The sequence below is a fragment of the Streptomyces sp. APSN-46.1 genome (assembly GCF_022815725.1).
Lineage (GTDB): Bacteria > Actinomycetota > Actinomycetes > Streptomycetales > Streptomycetaceae > Streptomyces.
Genome location: NZ_JALGRF010000001.1, coordinates 1,084,980 through 1,102,796 on the forward strand (window position 1 = coordinate 1,084,980; position 17,817 = coordinate 1,102,796).

Below are 17,817 nucleotides of genomic sequence, written 5' to 3' on the forward strand. Positions count from 1 at the left end.
TCGCCGCCACCGGCTCGTTTCAGGCGGTTGGATGTCCGGATATGGGTAGTGTTCCGGGGACGGTTGGCGAAGTTGGCGAAGTTGGCGAAGTCTGCTCGGGGGTGGGGTCGGTCATGGGACGTCAGATACGTGTACGCGGCGGGACGCTGGCCGTGGCGCTGGTGCTGGGCCTGGCCGGATGCGCCGGCGGGGGCGCCGGGGGAGACGGCAAACCCGGCGGGAACCCGAGCGCCAAGGCGACCGGCCAACCGACGGCGAAGCCGACGGGGAAGGCGCCCGCACCGGCGGAAGGCGGCAAAGCGGCCGCCGGGGACGTCCTGCCCGGCATGGTCACGGCGGCCATGGCCCGCACCCGACTGGCGGGGCTGAAGGTCGCCGAGGCGGGCACGATGGCCGGGTACAGCCGGGACAGGTTCACGCACTGGGCCGAGCAGGGCGACAAGTGCGACACCCGCGAGGTCGTCCTCAAGCGCGACGGGACCGATGTGGCGCGGGACTCCGAATGCCGTGCGGTGTCGGGGCGCTGGAAGAGCCTGTACGACGGGGTGGCCGTCAACGACGCGGGGAAGCTGGACATCGACCACATGGTGCCGCTCGCGGAGGCCTGGCGCTCCGGCGCCGCGGGCTGGGACGCCGCCCGGCGCGAGGCCTTCGCGAACGACCTGACCCACCCGCAGCTGCTGGCGGTGTCGGCGTCGTCCAACCGGTCCAAGGGCGACCAGAGCCCGGACCTGTGGCAGCCGCCGGACAAGGGCAGCTGGTGCCAGTACGGGCGTGCCTGGACCGCCGTCAAATCCGACTACGGTCTGACCGTCACCGAACCCGAGAAGGCCATGCTCACCACCATGATCAACACATGCGCGCCATGAATGCGGCGAACGCCATGAATACCATGAAAGCCATGAATGGTATGAATGCCCCGCAGGAGTGGCAGGACCAGGTCCTGGCCGGGCCCGGTGGCGCGATGACCGACGAGGTCGGCGTCATCACCGGCCCGCTCACCCTCCGTACGGTCGCCGGGTCCGACGGGAAGGTCCGGTTCGAGATCCAGTACACCGACGCGGACGAGTGGTACACGCTCAGCGGCAGCCCGCTCCCCCACGGCGATCCGCACGCGCTCCACACCGCCGCCCTTGCCGCGATCCGGGCGGGACACGGGGCCCAGGCGCCTCCCGTCGGCTCCTGACCGCGCTCGGACTGCCACGTCCGGCGGGAAACCGCTGGTCAGCGGAGTCCCGAGCTGACAGACTGAAACGGCGTATCACCCCCAGGAGGACAAAATGACTGACGGAACAGACACCCCGCAGGACGAGTCGCCGGCCGAGGAGGCCAAGCGCAAGTTCCGGGAGGCGCTGGAGCGCAACGCGGCGAACGCCCACTCCCAGCAGGCCCACCAGAACCGGGCCAAGGTGCAGGGCTCCAGCAGCGGCGCCGGCGGCAAGAACAAGAAGGTCCGCCGCAAGACCGGCTGACCTCGCTCTCCAGGAGCACTCCAGGAGACTCCGGGAGACTCCGGAAGCGTTCCAGGAGCTCCCCAGGAGCTCTCGCGCCGCTGACGCGGCGCGCCATCTGTCGCACCCCGACCGGATCCACCACCGGCGGGGGGCGAGTTGTTGGGCCGCATGGGTGACGGGCGATAACCAAGGGCCGCGGCGGTAGTTGACCAGCATGTCCCGCCGGGGAACCACTCATGCGACAGAAGGATTCTCAGACATGCTCAAGAAGTTCATGACCTCCGCCGCGATCGCCGCCACCGCACTGGGCGCGGGTGCCATGGCAGCGTCCCCGGCGATGGCGATCGGCAACGACAACGGCGTCACCACGGTGAACGGCAACCACGCCGCGCAGATCTACGGCAACCAGAAGACCGAGGGCGTCATGAGCCCCCAGCTCGGCCTGGTCCAGGGCTCCCTCAACAAGCTCTGCGTCGGCCTGCCGGCGAAGGTCAACGCCGAGTCGCTGCTCGCGATCATCGCCAACGTCGGCGTGCAGGACATCAACGTCCTGTCCCACCCGCAGAACCAGCAGTGCGCCGAGAACTCGACCCAGGCCAAGGGCGACGAGTCCCTCTCGCACATCCTGGACAACATCCCGGTGCTCTCCGGCAACCTCTCCTCCGGCAGCTGACCCGTTCCCTCCGAACCGGCGTGACGACGTATGTCGTCACGCCGGTTCGGCGTTTTCCGGGCGGTGGGTCCCGGTTCCCGACAGCCCGGTCCGGTTCCCGACAGCGAGACTCACATGGTCTAGACCTTGACAGGTCCAGACCAGCTTCGGTTCAGTGGCGGTAGTCGCCTCCCCCCGGCAACTCCCCCCACTCAAGGAGCACTTACGTGATACGTGCGCTACGCCGCCGCGCCCTCTCGCTGGCCGCCACCGCTGCCGTCACCCTCGGTCTCGCGATCGCCCTCCCCTCCTCGTCCGCCACGGCGGCCCCCGCGTGCGTCGGCGCGTGGGCCTCCTCGGCCGTCTACACCAACGGCATGAGCGCCTCGTACAGCGGCCACAACTGGCAGGCGAAGTGGTGGACCCAGGGCGAGACGCCCGGCACCACCGGGCAGTGGGGCGTCTGGTCCGACCAGGGCGCCTGCGGTGGCGGCGGGGGCCAGGACCCGGGCACGGGCAACCCGTCCGGGTTCGTGGTCAGCGAGGCCCAGTTCAACCAGATGTTCCCGAACCGGAATTCCTTCTACACGTACAACGGCCTGGTCGCCGCGCTGTCGGCGTACCCCGGCTTCGCCACCACCGGCGACGACACCGTCAAGCGCCGCGAGGCGGCCGCCTTCCTCGCGAACGTCTCGCACGAGACGGGCGGGCTCGTCCACATCGTGGAGCAGAACACCGCCAACTACCCGCACTACTGCGACGCGACGCAGCCGTACGGCTGTCCGGCGGGGCAGGCCGCGTACTACGGACGGGGCCCGATCCAGCTCAGCTGGAACTTCAACTACAAGGCGGCCGGCGACGCCCTCGGCATCAACCTGCTCGCCAACCCCTACCTCGTCGAGCAGGACCCGGCCGTCGCCATGAAGACGGCGCTCTGGTACTGGAACACCCAGAACGGGCCGGGCACGATGACCGCGCACGCGGCGATGGTCAACGGCGCGGGCTTCGGCGAGACGATCCGCTCCATCAACGGCTCCCTGGAGTGCAACGGCGGCAACCCGGCCCAGGTCCAGAGCCGGATCTCGGCGTACCAGAGCTTCACCCAGCTGCTCGGCGTGACGCCGGGGAACAACCTCAGCTGCTGACGGAACGGAGGACGGACCTGCCGCCCGCGGCGGGTCAGCCGGTGCGCAGGGCGGTGGCCAGCTGGGCCCGGGAGCGCACGTCGAGCTTCTGGTAGATGCGGGTCAGCCGGGACTCCACCGTCTTGACGCTGAGGAACAGTTTGGCCGCCGCTTCCTGGTTGCTGGCGCCCTGGCTGACGAGCAGGGCGAGTTTCGTCTCGGCCTCGGTCAGGGCCGCCACCCCGGGGTGCCGGGCGGCGGCCGCCTCGGGCGCGGTCTCCCGGGCCAGGTCGAGCCAGGGCTTCGCGCCGGCCCGGTCGAACACCTCGGCGGCCGCCTGGAGCGCGGCGCGGGCCGGGGCGCGGCGGCGGCGGCGCCGTTCGGTCCGGGCGAGGGCGAGCAGGGTGCGGCCGCGTTCCAGCGGGAGTCCGAGGGCCGCGAACCTCTCGGCCGTGGCCTCCAGGAGCGCCACGGCCCCCTGCGCGTCACCGAGGGCCGACCGGCACAGGCCCTGGGCCCGGTCGAGTGCGGCCACCACGGTGGTGCGCCCGAGCGCGAGGGCCGTCGTACGGACGCCGTCGATCAGCTCCGCCGCCTCGCCGGGCGCGTCGGCGGCGACCAGGGCCTCGGCGAGCTCCCCGTGCCAGCGCAGGATCGAGGGGTCCACCACCTGCTGGGCGGCCTCCAGCTCCGCGACCCGGCGCAGCGTGGCGACCGCCTTCGCCGCTTCCCCGGTGGCCAGTTCGACCAGTCCGAGGGCGTACAGGCTCCGCGAGAGGAACACCTGGTCGTGTTCTTCCTCGGAGGCCTGGATGCCGCGCCGGGCGTAGGCCGCGGCCCGTGCGAAGCTGCCGCCCATCGCTTCGGCCGTCGCGGCGCAGTACCAGGCCGGGCCGGGCGAGAGGCCCGCCTCGATGGTCAGCTCCAGCGCGCGGCGGGAGTGCGCGGTCCCGGCGGCACACCGGCCGCGCCGCAGCTCGGCCTCGGTGAGGCTGCGCAGCACCTCGAAGACGTCCTCGGCGGAGCCGGTCCGCTGGACTGCGGGCAGCAGCACCAGCAGCTGGCGGCGGGCGTCGCCGAGCCGGTCGTCGAAGAGGGCGTGGCGTACGGCCAGGTACTGGGGCGCGTTGCGCATGCCGAGCGGCACCTCGGGGGCGGGCAGGGCGAGCGCCTCGGCAAGGATCTCCTCCGCGTCCCGGTCGCCGAGGATGCGGCCCATCCGGGCCCGCACGGTCAGGGCCATGGCCTCGGCCACCTGGTCGCCCCCGGTGGCGGCGAGCGCCCCGGCCGCCGCGGCCGCGTCGCGGGAGCGAACGGGGTCACCGTCGCTGAGGTTGTACTTCGTGGCGACGCGGAGCTGGACGGCGGCCTGGAGCGACGGGTCTCCGGCGGCGTCGTCCATGGCGTAGGCGAAGGTCTCGTCGAGGTCGGCGAGGGCCTGCCCGGCGGCGTCGATCACGGCGAGCCGGGCCCGTACCCGGTCGGCGGGCGAGGCGTCGCGGGCCAGCACCGCCCGGGTGGCGCGCCGGGCGAGGTCGGCGCGGCCGGCCCAGCCCGCGTCCTCGGCGGCGGCGACGAGCCGGGCCAGTTCGTCCCCGGGCAGGTGGACCGGCGTACGGTCCGCCGCGAGCAGGCCGAGTTCGGCGGCGAGGGCGCGCTGGCCGCGGCGCCGGCAGGCCGCGGCGGCCTCGGTGATCTCGGCGGCGAGCCACTGGTCGGGGGTGTCCACGGCCAGCGCGCGGTGCCGTACCGCCTGGACGGGATCGTCCACGGCGTCGGCCAACGCGGCGTGCGCCGCGGCGCGTTCGGGCCACCCGGCGTCGGCCGCCAGGGCGGTCGGCAGCGCCCCGGCGGTGAACCGGACCGAGCCGTCCTCTCCTACGGTGACCAGCGCGGCCCGCTCGGCCTCCGCGAGTTCCGCCTCCGCGTCGGGGCGGCCGGCCCGCCGGAGCAGCGCGGTGGTCGGACGGGCCGCGAGGGCGGCGAGCAGCAGGGTGCGGCGGGCCTGGGCGGGAGCTTCGGCGAGCAGCCGCCGGGCGACCTCGCGGGCCTGCCCGGAGACGGGCAGGGTGTCGGCGTGGTGGGCGCCGCCGTCGCGGGCTCCGGCGGCTTCGGCGAGGGAGTGTCCGAGGGCGAGGGCGAGCCGGGGGTTTCCGCCGCTGGCCTGGTGGATGCGGCCGGCGAGGCGGGCGGGCAGGCCGTGGCGGACGAGCAGTTCGGCTATCTCCTCGGCGCCGAGCGGGGGGACCCGGATGGCCGGGGTGCCGGGACCGCAGAGGGCTTCGGCGACGGGGGTTCCGCCCTGTACGCATTCGGCCACGAGGACTCGTACGCGGGGCGGGGTGAGGCGCAGGGCGAACCGGAGCAGGTCGGTGCTCTCGGCGTCGAGCCACTGGGCGTTGTCGAGGACGAGCAGGACGGGGTTGCGGTCGGCGAGGGTACGGAGGACCTCGACGAGGGCGAGGCGCAGCGCGACGTGGTCGCGGCCGGCCCGGGGCTCGTCCGCCTCGCGGCGCAGCAGGGCGATGGCGGTGCGCTGCGGTCCTGCCAGGTTCTCCAGCGCGGTGCAGGGGACGGAGGAGAGCAGGGCGGCGGCCGAGGCCTCGGGTATCCACCGGTCGGCGGCCTCGGGGGTGAGCCGGAGCACCGTCTCGCGGCGCTCGGCGACGGCCGCGACGGCGCGTAGCACCTCGGTCTTGCCCGCGCCGGTGGGTCCGGTGAGGACGGCTCGCCCGTGCGTGGTCAGCGCGCGGTCGACCGCCTCGATGATTTCGCGCTGCCCCACGGTCGTGTCAGCGTGCCCCGTCGCCGCCACCACACACAGCCACCAGCCTCTCGGTCCCCAGCTCCTGTGCCTTTCCTGTGAGAGGCGACAATACGAGGTCGGATGCCGAGTGGACCCGGATTGTGACGCAGAATTCAGTCAGATGACAGGAAAGCCCGGCGGACCTGCCGGTACGAGGTGTATCGGCAGGTCCGCGGGCTTGTTTGGTCCGTACTATCGGCCCGTCAGGCGGGGCCGGAGCGGGGCCGGGATCAGAAGCCGAGGCTCCAGGAGTCGATCTTGCCGATGTCGCCGCCGGCGTTGTCGTTGACGCGGAGCTTCCAGGTGCCGTTCGCGACCTCGGTGGAGGCGTTCACGGTGTACTCCTGGTTGATGTTGTCGGCGCTTCCGCCGGCCCGGTTGTGCAGCGTGTACACGCTGCCGTCGGGGGCCACCAGGTCCACCTTCAGGTCACCGATGTAGGTGTGCAGGATGTTCACGCCGACCTTGAGGGTCGCCGGGGCGTTGCCGGTCACACCGCTGACGGTGATCGGGCTCTCCACGGTGGTGTTGTCACCGATGGCGAAGTCCGCGGTGTTCTCGAAGGACGGGGTGACGGGACCGGAGGTGACGGCGTTCACGGTCGCGGCCGCGTCGGCGAGGCCGGCGCCGCAGCCGCCGGTGCAGGTGCCGGCCAGCGGGCGGGCGTTCGTCTTGATCGCCGACTCGATCTGGGCCGGGGTCAGCGCGGAGTTCGCCGACTTCATCAGCGCGGCGAGGCCCGCGACGTGCGGGGCGGCCATGCTGGTGCCCTGGTACGGCTTGTAGATCTCGGCGCCGGGGGTGGTGGTGCCACCGTTCAGCGTGGAGAGGATGCCGTTCTCGGGGGTGGTGACGGTGCCGGGCGTGTCGGTGGCGCGGCGGGTCTCACCGCCCGGGGCGGCGATGTCTACCTTGGTGCCGTAGTTGGAGTAGAAGCTGCGGTCACCGGTGCGGTTGCTGGCGGCCACGGTGACCGTGTTGCTGCAGCTGGCGGGCGAGAAGCCGGCCGCGTCCGCGTTGCTGTTGCCGGCGGCGACCACGACGGTCGTACCGCGGGCGACGGCGGCGTTGATGGCGTTCTGGTAGGTGGCGGTGCAGGCACCGGAGCCGCCGAGGCTCATGTTGATGACCTTGGCGGGGGTGGCGTTCGCCGGGACGCCGGGGACGGAGCCGCCGGAGGCCCAGGTGATGGCGTCGACGATGTCCGAGGTGGCGCCGCCGCACTTGCCCAGCACGCGGACGGGCTGGATCTTCGAGTTGTACGCGATGCCCGCGACGCCCTTGGCGTTGTTGGTGGCCGCGGCGATGGTGCCCGCGACGTGGGTACCGTGCCAGGAGGAGTCACTGGCCTTGGAGCCGGTGCCGCACTCGCCGGCCGCGCTCCAGTCGCCCTGGTCGGCGGCGTTGTTGTCGCGGCCGTTGCCGTCGCGGGCCGCCGTGGAGTCGGAGATGAAGTCGTAACCGGCGACGATGTTGGGGGCGAGGTCGGAGTGGGCCACGTAGCCGGTGTCGATCACGGCGACGGTGACACCGGAGCCGGTGGTCTTGTCCCAGGCCGCCGGAACGTTCATGCCGGCGGTGGGCTCGAAGAGGTCCCACTGCTTGGCGTACTCGGTGTCGTTCGGGGTGGCCAGCGCGTAGGCGCGGGAGTCCGGCTCGACGTAGGCGACGTCGGGGTCGGCGCGGAACTGGGCCATCACGTCGGCCGCCGCGGCGGGGGTGACGTCGACCAGGGCGGCTCCGGTGCCGAGACGGCGGTCGAACGTCGCCTTCTTGCCGGCCTTCTTGCCCTTGGCGGCGGCGTCGTCGGCGGCTGCGGTGTTGGAACTGGCCTCGGTCGCGGAGGACTTGTACCCGACGATGAGGTTCTCGACCGGCGCCGAGGCGGGGGCCGCGGCGGCCGGAAGGGTGCTGGCCGGGTCGTTCACGGCGGTCACGGCCACCGAGGCGGTGGCGGAGCCGGCGAGGAGGGTGACGGACATGGCCACCACGGATATGAGCCGACGTCTGGATGCGTGCACGGTGTTCCCTTTCGCGGGCCGTTTCCGGGCAGGCCGGAGCGGCCGGTTCGAGCAGTGTGGGAGGTGAACCGGCGGCCGCGGAGGCCGGGCGCGGGGTGGTCGAACCCGCGCCGGCCACCGCCGCGCGCCGCGTTGCCCGGCCGCGACGGCGAGGCAGGGCAACGGCGGTTACCGGCGATCCGCCCGGCCGTACGGCTTCACACCATGTGGGGTTGGTGCGGGGGCCGCTGTGGCCGGAAAAGATCGCCGGTGGGCAGACAGTAGGCAACGCGGGGATGAACCCGATAGGGGGAAAACCCTTGTCGCTCCCCTGCCGCACCCCCTCCCGGCGAGGGGTGGCGGGACCGGTGCGCACCCGCGAACGAGCGAAGGGCCCCTGGAAACCGCCGAGCCCTAGAGCGGCGGGTGGAGCTTGCGGAAGTATGTCCAGCTGGTCTCGTTCGGTTCGGTCCACTTCTCCGGGGCGTGGGCGAACTCGGGGTGGCGGGCGGCGATGTACGCGCGGGTGCGGTCGGGTACCTCGGCGTAGGAGCCGAGCTTGCGGCCGCGGCAGTGGAAGGTCAGGCCGCCGGGGCGCTGTCCCTGTTCCATCCAGGGGAGCCAAGGGGACATCCTGGTCCACGACATGGTGGCGGGGACGCTCGGCTCGTCGGTGGTGAGGACCGAGGCGGGGGCGAAGAACTGGAAGAGTTCCAGGGCCCGGTAGGTGTCGTCGGCGGAGTTGGCCGGGTAGTCCGCGACGGGGAGGGGCGAGGGGTAGGCGAGCGGGATCTCCAGGCTGAAGCAGACCTGGTCGCCGAGTTCCGTCATCGGGACGGGGAACGGCCGCCATTTCTGGTGGGCGGGGTCGTTCCAGACGTGGATCACCGGCTTGCCCTCCCAGGTCTCCAGGATCTCGCGGCTCCGGGGGTCGAGGTAGAACGCCGCTTCCCGGGTGAGAAGCCGGTACCCGCTCCCGGTCGGGCCGTCCCCGTTGGCGGCCCCGCCGGCGTCGTTGTCGGCGTCGGCGTCAGTGTCGGCGACGAGCCGCGCGACGTTGAGGCCTTCGAAGCCGAAGAGGCGGCGGTAGGACTCTCCCGGGGCCCAGGAATGCACGTCACCGGTCCACCAGAAGGTCACCTCGCTCCCGTCGAGCGAGGCGCGGGTGCGGGCGAGTGCCTGGAGGAGTTCCGCTGGTGTCATACCGCGTACTGTGCGTGGCCGTCGCCCGGATCGGCAAGCACCGGCCAGGCCAACCGGGCCCGTCCGCAACCGAGTTCGAGACGCCAGGTTGACGGGCACGGCGGGCACCGGCAACCGTGACCGCCATGGGGAACGAACACCGACTGTTCACGCTGCTCATCTGCCTGGTGCTGGGCGGCGGGCTGATCGCCGCCGTGCTGGGGGCTTCGCGGGCGGCCGGACCGCGGTCACGGACCGCGGCGGAGGCCGCCGGGGTGTACGTGGACCTACGCGACGTGGCGCCCGGCCCCGGGGAGCCGCCCCCGGCCGGGCCCGACGCCTCGACGGGCACGGTCGCGGTGGAGTGCGGCCGCAACGAAGAGGGCCATTACAACGAGGACAACCTGGTGGTCTCGCCGGGGCTGGCGTCCGGCGCCCACCACACGCACGCGTACGTGGGGAACCTGTCGGCCGACGCCCTGTCGACCGACGCCACGCTCGACTCCGCCGCCACGAGCTGTCGCGGCGGCGACCGGTCCACGTACTACTGGCCCGTACTGCGCCGGCCGGACCGGCCGGGCAGCAGCCCGCACGAGAGCTCCGCCGGGCACGGCAACGCGGGCGCGATCCTGCCGGAGGCCTCGGTGAGCGTGGAGTTCCGCGGCAGCCCGGTCAGCAAGGTCGTGCCGATGCCCCGGTTCCTGCGCGGTATGACCGGCGACGCCGTGGCCCACACCGCGGGCCGCGACGACGACGTACGGGCCCGCTGGGGCTGTTCCGGCTCCCCCGACCGGTCCACGACCGGCTATCCGCGCTGCCCGCCCGGCGACCGGGTGACCCGCACCTTGGTCTTCCCCAGCTGCTGGAACGGGCTGGACACCGCCAGCGCCGGGCACCGCTCGCACCTGGCGTTCCCCGCCGCCGGCGGCATCTGCCCGCAGGGCACCTTTCCCGTGCCCCAACTGCGGCTCTCCCTCGCCTACGAGGTACCGCCGGACGTGCCGCTCGCGCTGGACTCCTTCCCGGAGCAGCGGCACAGCCCGAAGACGGATCACGCGATGTTCGTGAACGTGATGACGGCCGGGCAGATGCGGGGCGTCGTGGACTGCCTCAACGAGGGTCGGCACTGCCGGATCTGACCGAGCGGCGCGCGTGACGCACATCACATGAACCGGGCCTGACCGGGTGGCGTGTTCTGTCCGCACCACGCACCACGCACCACGCAGCGCGAGGAAGACGGAGAGGTGAGATGGCCGGACCACTGTGGCCCCGCACGCGGCGGGGCTCGACCGATGAAGCACTGATCAGGTCGGTGTACGAGGAGCACGGCCATGCCCTGCTCGCGTACGCCACCCGGCTGACCGGGGACCGGGCCGCCGCCGAGGACGTCGTCCAGGAGACGCTCATCCGGGCGTGGCGGAACTCCGAGGTCCTCGTCAACGGGAAGGGCTCGGTGCGCGGCTGGCTGCTCACCGTGGCCCGCAACATCATCACCGACCGGTACCGGGCCAAGGCCGCCCGCCCGCCGGAGGTTTCGGGCTCGCCCGCGACTCCCCCGGTGGAACTGGACCACGCCGACGCGGTGGTGGACACCATGACGGTGCTCGGGGCGCTCGACCAGCTCTCGCCGGAACACCGTGACGTGCTGACGGACCTGTACTACCGCCAGCTCAGCGTCGCCGAGACCGCCGACCGCCTCGGCATCCCGGCGGGCACGGTCAAATCGCGCTCGCACTACGCGCTCAAGGCCCTGCGCGAGGTCTTCCGGGACAGCGGCGGCAAGGACGACAGACGATCGGGCAGGCCGCCGCGGAAGCCGGCAGGACTGCGGGAGGTGGTGGCATGAACCGGCAGCGGCACGAGGAGGAGCTACTCGGCCCCTACGTTCTCGGCGTCCTCGACCAGGAGGAGGCCCGCTGGATCGAGGAACACATGACCGGCTGCGTGAGATGCCGGGAGGAGGTGGCGGCATTGCGCGAGATGGAGGCGGTGCTCGGCGAGGTGCCCGAGGAGGCGTTCCTCGACGGGCCGCCGCAGGGCGGCGACCTGCTGCTCCAGCGCGTGCTGCGGCAGGTGCGCGGCGAGAAGGCGGCCGAGCGGCGCCGCGGCGCGGGCCTGGCCGCACTGGCGGCCGCCGCGGCGCTGGCCGCCGTGTTCTGGGCGGGGACGCAACTGGGCGCGGACGACGGCGCGAACCTCGCGCGGCCCCCGCTGCCGTCCCCGACGGTGTCGTCGGCCCCCGCGCCGGTGCCGGGGACCAGGGTGGCCTCCGCGACCGATCAGCGCACGGGCGCGCGGGCGACCGTACAGCTGACGCCCGCCGCGAAGTGGGTGCGGGTGCACGCGGCGGTGACCGGGGTGCCGCAGGGTGAGCGGTGCCGGCTGGTCGTGGTGGCCAAGGACGGCACGCGTACCACCGCCGGCGGCTGGGTCGTCGGCGGCCAGCAGAACGGCGAGGCCAAGGGCGCGGCGCTGGACGGTTCGGCGGCCGTCGATCCGGCGGACGTCAAGGAGGTCCTGGTGGAGAACGAGGCCGGCAAGGCGTTCGTCTCCGTACGGGTGTAGACAGGTGCAGAGGGGTGTAGACGGGTGTAGCACGACGTGACAGAGCCCGGGAGCATGTCCAGCTCCCGGGCTCCTGCTTGCCACCCAATTGCGCACACCGGCGGCGTTTAAGAGTCGCGGATCATTTTCATACCGACGTGTTCTGCCTTTGAACTACCGCGCCATGAGAGAGGCGCAGAGGGGACTTGAACCCCCATCCGTCGGTGGTCGTCCGCGCTCGGTCGATCCGGTGATCGGCGGCGAATACTGAGACTGGAGCGAGAATCTGAGATTTACGGGGCCGCCTCTGCCAGGCTTGGGCCACCCCGGCTCGTGTGCCGGGGGAGGGATTCGAACCCCCAACTGACACCCCTTGTCAGCTTCAACATCAGTTTCAGCTTGCGCTCTCGCGCCACCCCCTGCTCCACAGGGGGCGATCGTGGGGCTACCTGAACAGGTAGCCGAATACCGCGTCTCCGACCCGCTGGTCGGTGACCTCGGTGTTGTTCGCCTCCTCACGGGCGAACTTGACGGCCTGCTGGAGCTTCTCCACCCGGTCCAGCAGCTCGTTCACCCGGCGGGCGGGCAGTGCCCCGGAGAACTTCACCGTCGTCCAGTACCCGACGGCGACGTCCTCGTAGTACACCTCGACCTGGGCCGGGTGCTTGTCGGTCGCCTCGGCCTTGACGTGGTTGCGCGGCACCTTCTTGGTGCGGATGGTGCGCACCGGGTCCGTCTTCCACGCGTCCGTGGACGGGTCGAGGTTCCAGGACTCGGAGGCGTCCAGCACGGGCAGCTTGCGCACGAAGGTGTGCAGGTCGGTGAGCTGCTTCTCCAGGAAGAGCAGGTACGGGACCGGCACCTGCGCCAGCAGTACGGTCCCCTCGACGACGACGTCGGCGACGGCGGTGCGGTTCGCCCAGTCCTTGGTCGCCGTCACGTCGAACAGCCGCGTCAGCGTCCCCGCCGCCGCGCGCAGTACGTCCTCCGCCTTGATCTGGACCCGGGTGGACTCGGGCGGCAGCTGCTCGCCCTCCTCGTCCTTGGGCTGGTACGTCCGTGAGATGCCGGCCAGCAGGGCGGGCTTCTGGACGTCTTGGTGGGCCTGGGTCAGCTCCTGGAGCGACTTGGACTTGACGCCCTTTTCCACTGCGATTATCTGATTCAGCTTCGGCACGTGATCAACCTACCCCCTCGGGCGCCGCGGCTCATCCGAATTCACGCCGGGCCGGGGCGGGCCGGGCCGGATACCACCGCGCGCGCATACGGAGGGATCATCACATGCGGTCCATGACATCCTGTGACGTCACCACTCGCCGGACGGGATCGGCGGACGTCCGGGGAATGTGGGGAAAGGTCGATGAGGCTCTGCTTCCTGGTTGAGGAGCACTACCGCCACGACGGCATGCCGAACGAGGTCGTCCGGCAACTGACCGCGTGGGGACACCAGGTCGAGGTGGTGCGGCCGGGCGGATCGCTGCTGCGCATGACCGACCTGGTGGGCGCGGGTACGCATGACGCCTGGGTGCTCAAGACCGTGTCCGGCGGACCGGGGCTGACGCTGCTGGAGGCCGCCGCCGCGGCCGGGATGACCACGGTCAACGACGCCCGGTCCATCCGGGGCGTTCGGGACAAGGCACTGGCCGCCGCCATCGGCCGCGCCCGGGGGCTTCCGATGCCGACGACGTACGCCGTCGCCCGGCCGGAACTGCTCAGGGAGATACCGGCGTCCGAGTACCCCCTCGTCGTCAAGCCCTCCGACGGCAGTTCCGGGCGGGCGGTCCACCTGGTGTCCTCGCCGCGGCGGCTGGAGCCGGTGCTCGCGGAGCTGGCGGACGAGGGCATGCTCATCGCCCAGCCGTACGTGCCCAACTCGGGCACCGACATCAAGGTGTACGCCGTCGGCGGGGAGCTGTTCGCGACCGAGCGCTGCTCGCCGCTGCACCCCGACCCGGCGGTACGGGAGCGCCGAGTGCCGCTGTCGGCGGAGGTGGCGGCGATCGCCGCGCAGGTGGGGGCGGTGTACGGCCTGGACCTGTACGGGGTGGACGTACTGCTGGGTCCGGACGGGCCGATGGTCGTGGACGTGAACGACTTCCCGAGTTTCCGACAGGTCCCGGACGCGGCGGCGCGAGTGGCCCGGGCGGTGCTGGACCTGGCGCGAGCGGGCGCCACGACGGCGGCCGGCGACGTGGCGGCGGCCCCGGCCGCGCCCGCATCGACGCCGCCCCGTTCCCGGACCCGGGCTCTGCCCGTGTCGATCCCGGCGCAGGTCTCCGCGGGGGCGGGTGAGTCCCTGTGAGGATCGGCCTGATCACGCCGGACCCCGGACACCCGCTGCTGGCGGCCGCGACCGAGCTGCTCACTCCCCTTCACCAGGTGGACGTGCTGGACCCGGGCGCCGTGGACCCGGGCGCCATGGACGCGGTCTCCGGGCCGCCGGCCGACGTGTATCTGCTGAAGTCGCGTACGCCGCGCGCCCTGGCGCTCGCGCGGGAGCTGGAGGAGCGGGGGGCCCCGGTGGTGAACTCCGCCGCCGCGACCGCGCTGTGCCAGGACCGGATGGAGATGGCGGAGCTGGCCGTACGGGCGGGCCTGCCGTTCGCGGCCACCCGCGCGTGGGACACGGTGTCGGCCTGGGCCTCCGAGGCGTCGCTCGCCTCCCCCGTCGTGGTCAAGAGCCTGCGCAGCCGGCGGGGCGATCTGGTCGCCCGCGTCGACAGCCCGGCGCAGTCCGCCGAACTGGCGCGGGCTTGGCCGCGGGAGCCCGTCGTGGTGCAGGAGTTCGCGCCCAACAGCGGCTGGGACCACAAACTCTGGGCGGTCGCGGACCGGGTCTTCGCCGCCCGGCGCCGCTCCGAACTCTCGCCCGGAGGACGCGGACCCAACCTGCCCCTGGAGCGACTGCCCACCGCCTGGGCGGATGTGACGCTCCGGGTCGGCGAGGTGTTCGGACTGGACGTCTACGGCGTGGACATCATCGACACGGGCGACGGCGTCCCGCTGATCGTGGACATCAACGCCTTCCCCGGCATCCGCGGCCAGGCCGGCGCCCCCGAGGCCCTGGCCGCACTGGCCCTGCGCCGGGCCGGGTCGGCGCCCGTCCCGGCCCCCGGTGACGGGACGGCCGACTGACGGCGGCCGACTGACGGCGGACGGCGGACGGCGGACGACGGACGGGGGAAAGCGGGCCACCTGGCGTGTCGGCGGGGCGAGCGGGCGGCGGGCGCCGTGAGGATCACGGGATGGGCGTCGTCCTGCCGGTCCTCCTCGCGCTGTTCGCGGCGCTGAGCAACGCGTTCGCCACCGTGCTCCAGCGGCGGGCGGCCCTCACCGTGCCGCAGAGCGAAGGGTTCCGGTTCGGGCTGATCCTCGATCTGCTGCGCCGGCCGGTATGGATCGCCGGGATCCTCGCCGTGATCGCCGCCGGGGCCGGACAGGCCGCGGCGCTGGCGACCGGCCCGCTGGCCCTCGTACAGCCACTGTTCGTGCTGGAGCTGCCGCTCGCCCTGCTGATCGCCTCGCTGCTCGCGCGGGGGCGGCTGTCGGGGGCGTTGTGGCTGGCCGTCGCGGCGGTGGTGGCGGGGCTGGGGGTGGCGTTGGCGGCGGCCGCTCCCGAGGGGAACCTGAAGGACGTGCCGCCCGATCGGTGGATCCCGGCCCTGGCCGGGTGCGCCGCGGCCGTCGCGGCCCTCGCGGTGGCCGGACTGCGCCGCCCGCCCGGGCGGGCCCGCGCCGCCTGCCTGGGGGCCGCCACCGCCGTTTGCTACGCGCTCACCGCCGCGCTGATGAAGTCCGCCGTGACCCGCCTGGGCGAGGGAGGCGGCATCGGCGCGTTCCTGACGGCCTGGCAGACGTACGCCTTCGCCGCGAGCGGAGTCTGCGCCCTGCTGCTCCTCGAACACGCCATGCAGGGCGGGCCGCTGATCGCGTCGCAACCCGCGCTGACGCTGGGCGACGCCACCGTGAGCATCGCGCTGGGCATCCTGCTGTACGAGGAACACGTACGGGCGGGCTGGTGGCTGCTCCCCCAGCTCCTGGGCATCACCCTGATCTCGGCCGGCATCCTCGCACTGTCCCGCTCCGGGGCGGGGGACGGGTCTCCGTGAAGCGGGCCGGGCGGGCTGTGCCGGAGCGACGGGCCCGGGTGGACGGGGCACGACCCGGACATCACGCTGCCGCGCGTTCCGGGGCCCGAACTGGCCGGGGTGACGGAGGCGGTGGGGGCCGGCATGACCCACTGGCGGGTCGGTGACCGGCTCACCGTGCCGTTCGTCTGCGCCTGCGGAACCTGCGCCGACTGCGCGGCCGGCGAGCAGCAGGTGCGCGTGCGGCAGACGCAGCCCGGCTTCACGTACTTGGGCTCCTTCACCGAGTACGTGGCGCTGGAGCACGCGGACGTGAACCTGGTGGCGGAGGCCGAGGAGCTGTCGTTCGCGACCGCCGCCTCCCTGGGCTGCCGGTTCGCGACGGCGTTCCCGGCCGTGGTCGCGCGGGGGCGTGCCCCCACTTCCCCGAGACCGCTCAGGGTCCCTGGTGACCGCCGCGGCTTCGGTGGGCGGGATGCGTAGGCGCGGGCGGCACGTACAGGTCGGACTGTTGCCGGTGGCCGCCGCCGGGGAAACGGTCCTGCCGATGGAGCGGGGCATCGGATGGGAGTGGGAGATCTCGGCAGCCACAGGATGGTGGGCCCGCGTACCCGCCGATGATGGAGCTGGTCCGGTCCGGGACGCTGTGGCCGGATCCGCTGGTCACGGCGACGGTCCCGCTCGGCGAAGCCCCGGCGGGCCTGGGCGCGATGGGCACGGCGACGGGGCGCGGGGTCACGTCGTCCTGCCCCGGCGGCCCGGCCTGAGGCCCCGCCGGCCTCAGCCCGGGCCGCCGGGGCCTCAGGCCGGGCCGCGATCCTCGCCCGCGCGGGTCCACCGGGCGGCGGTGCGGCGCGCGACGAAGCCCGTCAGCCCGGCCAGGGTCAGGCAAAGCGGCGAGTACAGCACCAGATCCCAGTGCCGGTAGACCTCGGGCGCGGCGCCCAGCTCCAGCCCCGAGGCGGCCAGACCGCCGACCCCGCGGGCGGCCAGAACACCGGCGAGCGTCCACAGCCCGACGCGGTTGAGCTTCTCCGGTCCGATCCTGCGGGCGATCCGGCCGTTGGCGAGGACGAGATACCCCGCGGCCCCGAGGAGCGCGGCAACGCCCAGGGTCAGCGGAACCGAGGGCAGTTGGTCCTCGGTCACTCCCACCACCGTCTCGGCGAACTCGGCCGCCGACTTCAGCGGCCACGGGTTGACGACCCAGAGCGCGTGCAGCGCGCCCGCGGCGACTAGCCCGGTGGCCGCGACCCCCGCGGCGGCCTTGACACCTGCTTCGGCACGCATGTCGTCCTGGTTGGCGAGCATGGCGATCCCCTTCCCCAAAGGAGTTCCATACAGTGCTGTACGGATAATCCATACAGTAGCGTACGGACCATGGCCAAGGGGAAAGTCACCAGGGACGACTGGACGATGGCGGCGCTCTCCGCGCTCGCCCGTGGCGGAGTCGCCGCGGTGGCGGTCGATGTGCTCGCCAAGGAGCTGGCCGTCAGCCGCGGCAGCTTCTACTGGCACTTCAAGAATCGCGACGCGCTGCTCGTCGCCGCGCTGGAGGCATGGGAACGTCTGGCCACCGGCGAGGTCATCGACGAGGTCAACGCGGAACCGGACCCGATGAAGCGGGCCAGGGCGCTGTTCGCCGTGGCCCTCGGGGACGAGGAGATCGCGGGCCTGGAGCCGGCGATCGTCGCCCAGGTCGACCACCCGGCGGTCGCCGAGGTGCTGCACCGGGTCACCCGTACCCGGCTCGACTACCTCACCGAGGTCTTCTCCGACCTCGGTCTGCCGCCGCAGGACGCCCGCCGGCGTGCGGTGGCGGCTTACGCCGCCTATCTCGGCTGGATCGAGCTCCGCCGGGCCGCACCCCTCACCGCCCCGGAAACCGTGGTCGGCGGCGAGGGAGCGGCGGAGGCCCTGGACCACCTGGTGGACCTGCTCACCTCGGGTATCTGACCCGTCGGACG

At 72.9% G+C, this 17,817-nt stretch carries 17 protein-coding genes and 1 pseudogene; 13 read left to right on the forward strand and 5 right to left on the reverse strand.

Going from position 1 to position 17,817, the window contains the following annotated elements; genetic code table 11:
* Nucleotides 1-113: 113 nt before the first annotated feature.
* The 5 genes from MTF65_RS04815 (at nt 114) to MTF65_RS04835 (ending at nt 3,251) form a co-directional block, all read left to right on the forward strand.
* Complete coding sequence (locus MTF65_RS04815; RefSeq protein ID WP_243626930.1) at nt 114-869, forward strand: HNH endonuclease family protein; 756 nt, start codon at nt 114-116, stop codon at nt 867-869.
* Nucleotides 870-901: 32 nt separating this feature from the next.
* Nucleotides 902-1,186 carry a hypothetical protein gene (locus MTF65_RS04820; protein ID WP_243626931.1) on the forward strand — a complete coding sequence of 95 codons (285 nt, stop codon included), beginning with the start codon at nt 902-904 and terminating at the stop codon, nt 1,184-1,186.
* A gap of 94 nt (nt 1,187-1,280) precedes the next feature.
* On the forward strand, nt 1,281-1,472 hold the full coding sequence (locus tag MTF65_RS04825; protein WP_243626932.1) for a DUF5302 domain-containing protein: 192 nt from the start codon (nt 1,281-1,283) through the stop codon (nt 1,470-1,472).
* Nucleotides 1,473-1,713: 241 nt separating this feature from the next.
* Nucleotides 1,714-2,127: a rodlin gene (locus tag MTF65_RS04830; RefSeq protein ID WP_243626933.1), complete on the forward strand. Its 414-nt coding sequence runs from the start codon at nt 1,714-1,716 to the stop codon at nt 2,125-2,127.
* Between the two features lie 206 nt (nt 2,128-2,333).
* Nucleotides 2,334-3,251 (forward strand): glycoside hydrolase family 19 protein, encoded by a 918-nt coding sequence (locus MTF65_RS04835; protein ID WP_374207153.1) that lies wholly within the window; start codon nt 2,334-2,336, stop codon nt 3,249-3,251.
* 34 nt (nt 3,252-3,285) lie between these two features.
* On the opposite strand, the gene MTF65_RS04840 is transcribed toward MTF65_RS04835, so the two are convergent.
* The 3 genes from MTF65_RS04840 to MTF65_RS04850 form a co-directional block, all read right to left on the reverse strand.
* On the reverse strand, nt 3,286-6,015 hold the full coding sequence (locus MTF65_RS04840; RefSeq protein ID WP_243626934.1) for a LuxR family transcriptional regulator: 2,730 nt from the start codon (nt 6,013-6,015) through the stop codon (nt 3,286-3,288).
* A 251-nt stretch (nt 6,016-6,266) separates the two neighbouring features.
* Entirely contained in the window at nt 6,267-8,018 is a 1,752-nt protein-coding gene (locus MTF65_RS04845) for a S8 family serine peptidase (protein WP_243627319.1), read from the reverse strand.
* A 432-nt stretch (nt 8,019-8,450) separates the two neighbouring features.
* The gene (locus MTF65_RS04850) at nt 8,451-9,239 is read right to left on the reverse strand and encodes a DUF1838 family protein (protein ID WP_243626935.1); all 789 of its coding nucleotides are present in this window, start codon (nt 9,237-9,239) and stop codon (nt 8,451-8,453) included.
* A gap of 125 nt (nt 9,240-9,364) precedes the next feature.
* On the opposite strand from MTF65_RS04850, the gene MTF65_RS04855 reads away from it, so the two are divergent.
* From MTF65_RS04855 to MTF65_RS04865, 3 genes are all read left to right on the forward strand, one after another.
* Nucleotides 9,365-10,357 carry a DUF1996 domain-containing protein gene (locus MTF65_RS04855; RefSeq protein WP_243626936.1) on the forward strand — a complete coding sequence of 331 codons (993 nt, stop codon included), beginning with the start codon at nt 9,365-9,367 and terminating at the stop codon, nt 10,355-10,357.
* 110 nt (nt 10,358-10,467) lie between these two features.
* The gene (locus tag MTF65_RS04860; protein ID WP_243626937.1) at nt 10,468-11,064 is read left to right on the forward strand and encodes a sigma-70 family RNA polymerase sigma factor; all 597 of its coding nucleotides are present in this window, start codon (nt 10,468-10,470) and stop codon (nt 11,062-11,064) included.
* Nucleotides 11,061-11,783, forward strand: a complete 723-nt coding sequence (locus tag MTF65_RS04865) for a zf-HC2 domain-containing protein (RefSeq protein ID WP_243626938.1) — start codon at nt 11,061-11,063, stop codon at nt 11,781-11,783. Before MTF65_RS04860 ends, MTF65_RS04865 begins: the two co-directional genes overlap by 4 nt.
* Before the next feature lie 424 nt (nt 11,784-12,207).
* Here the strand turns inward: MTF65_RS04865 and MTF65_RS04870 are convergent, their stop codons facing one another.
* Nucleotides 12,208-12,939 (reverse strand): hypothetical protein, encoded by a 732-nt coding sequence (locus tag MTF65_RS04870; RefSeq protein WP_243626939.1) that lies wholly within the window; start codon nt 12,937-12,939, stop codon nt 12,208-12,210.
* Nucleotides 12,940-13,122: 183 nt separating this feature from the next.
* Here MTF65_RS04870 and MTF65_RS04875 point away from each other — a divergent pair, with 183 nt between their 5' ends.
* The 4 genes and pseudogenes from MTF65_RS04875 to MTF65_RS04890 form a co-directional block, all read left to right on the forward strand.
* Nucleotides 13,123-14,064, forward strand: coding sequence for a RimK family alpha-L-glutamate ligase (locus MTF65_RS04875; RefSeq protein WP_243626940.1), 942 nt, complete (start codon nt 13,123-13,125; stop codon nt 14,062-14,064).
* Nucleotides 14,061-14,897, forward strand: a complete 837-nt coding sequence (locus MTF65_RS04880; protein ID WP_243626941.1) for a RimK family alpha-L-glutamate ligase — start codon at nt 14,061-14,063, stop codon at nt 14,895-14,897. The genes MTF65_RS04875 and MTF65_RS04880 overlap by 4 nt, the downstream gene beginning before the upstream one ends.
* Nucleotides 14,898-15,007: 110 nt before the next feature.
* Nucleotides 15,008-15,871, forward strand: a complete 864-nt coding sequence (locus MTF65_RS04885; protein WP_243626942.1) for a DMT family transporter — start codon at nt 15,008-15,010, stop codon at nt 15,869-15,871.
* Nucleotides 15,872-15,883: 12 nt separating this feature from the next.
* Nucleotides 15,884-16,617: pseudogene (locus MTF65_RS04890) on the forward strand (alcohol dehydrogenase catalytic domain-containing protein); the annotation flags it as partial.
* Nucleotides 16,618-16,651: 34 nt separating this feature from the next.
* Here the strand turns inward: MTF65_RS04890 and MTF65_RS04895 are convergent.
* Nucleotides 16,652-17,161 (reverse strand): DUF3995 domain-containing protein, encoded by a 510-nt coding sequence (locus tag MTF65_RS04895; protein WP_243626943.1) that lies wholly within the window; start codon nt 17,159-17,161, stop codon nt 16,652-16,654.
* Nucleotides 17,162-17,230: 69 nt separating this feature from the next.
* On the opposite strand from MTF65_RS04895, the gene MTF65_RS04900 reads away from it, so the two are divergent.
* Nucleotides 17,231-17,806: a TetR/AcrR family transcriptional regulator gene (locus MTF65_RS04900; RefSeq protein WP_243626944.1), complete on the forward strand. Its 576-nt coding sequence runs from the start codon at nt 17,231-17,233 to the stop codon at nt 17,804-17,806.
* The last annotated feature ends 11 nt before the right edge of the window (nt 17,807-17,817 follow it).